General features: G+C 50.6%; 1 protein-coding gene and 1 pseudogene. Both read left to right on the top strand.

What is annotated here, in order from left to right; translation table 11 throughout:
* Window positions 1–448: 448 nt before the first annotated feature.
* Window positions 449–1,039 (top strand): DJ-1 family glyoxalase III, encoded by a 591-nt coding sequence (locus tag lacNas_RS12950; protein WP_201331150.1) that lies wholly within the window; start codon window positions 449–451, stop codon window positions 1,037–1,039.
* Window positions 1,032–1,295 (top strand): annotated as a pseudogene (locus lacNas_RS12945) (GNAT family N-acetyltransferase); the annotation flags it as partial. The gene lacNas_RS12950 and the pseudogene lacNas_RS12945, both read left to right, overlap by 8 nt.

Below are 1,295 nucleotides of genomic sequence, written 5' to 3'. Positions count from 1 at the left end.
CCATTTAATTTCACCAGCTTTCAGAACCATATCATTCTCAATCTTTGTTTCGAGGAATATTTTAGCACGTATTCCTGTAGATCCCCAAACATATGTTTCTGAAGTATGACTAAAATTTGCGCTCTAACCTAAAGCAAAGTTCTGGCTTTCCCTACGCTAATTCAACTTAAAACCTACCTGCTGTCTCTTACATATAATCAAACACATTAAGTACGTTTTTCGCCACTAGTATTATGCTCTTTTCTGTTTTCTTGATGACATGCTTATATTTTGTAAGTAACAAAACCGCCTTTTATTTTATCGGTTACCGGCAGCAATTGCAAATTGCTTAAAAAATTCCGCTGCTAGCGACAAGGCTGGCGCAATTTTGTACAATATAATGTAGACAATCATTAACAAAAAATTAAAAGCAAGCAGCAAAGCTTATTGAGAAAAAAGGAGATTTGACATGCCAACTGCAGCAATTGTTTTTTCAGATGGATGTGAAGAAGTAGAAGGGCTCAGCCAAGTCGACGTCCTGCGCCGGCTGGGGATTGCCTGCGACATGGTGGCTTTGGAGGACTTGACCATTACCGGCGGACACGGCATCCGCTTTGCCTGCGACAAACTGGTCGACGACTCCTTGCTTGACTACGACCTGGTCGCCTTCCCGGGCGGGGCCCCGAACGCCAAGCATCTCAGAGAAAGCGGAAAACTGGCGGCCTTGATGAAGGACCGCTTTAAGGCCGGCAAGTGGAACGCCGCCATGTGCGCCTCCCCGATCGCCCTGTCCAAGTACGGCTTTTTGACGGAAGCCAAGTGGACCAGCCACCCGGACTTCAAAGACCAGGTAGCCAGCGAAAACCCGGCCAGCACCTATGTGGACACGCCGGTAGCTATCGACCAGGACCGCAAGTTGGTCACCAGCCGGGGACCGGCTACCTCCTGGGCCTTCGCCTATGCCCTGGCCCAGGTTTTGGGCGTTGACACCGCAAAATTGGAAGACGCCATGCAGTACAGCTACTTAAGAAAACACATCAACGAGGCTCAACATGACTGACACGCTCGTTCGCCCGCTCCAGGGACAAGACCTGGACGAGGTTTTAACCATCATCAATGACGCTAAAGCCCTTTTGAAATCGCAAAACTCCAGCCAGTGGCAGGAAGGCTACCCGAACCTGGCCAGCCTGCAGGAAGACTTGGGTAAGCAGCAGGGCTGGGTCTTGGTCAAAGACGGCCAGGTGGCCGCCTACATGGCCGCGACCGACTTTGACCCAAACTACGAGCTCCCGATCTGGGCCGGCAGCGGCCCTTAC

The sequence above is a fragment of the Lactobacillus nasalidis genome, from assembly GCF_016587775.1.
GTDB lineage: Bacteria > Bacillota > Bacilli > Lactobacillales > Lactobacillaceae > Lactobacillus > Lactobacillus nasalidis.
Note: the sequence above shows the minus strand (reverse complement) of the source record. Positions and strands in the feature narration are given on the sequence as shown.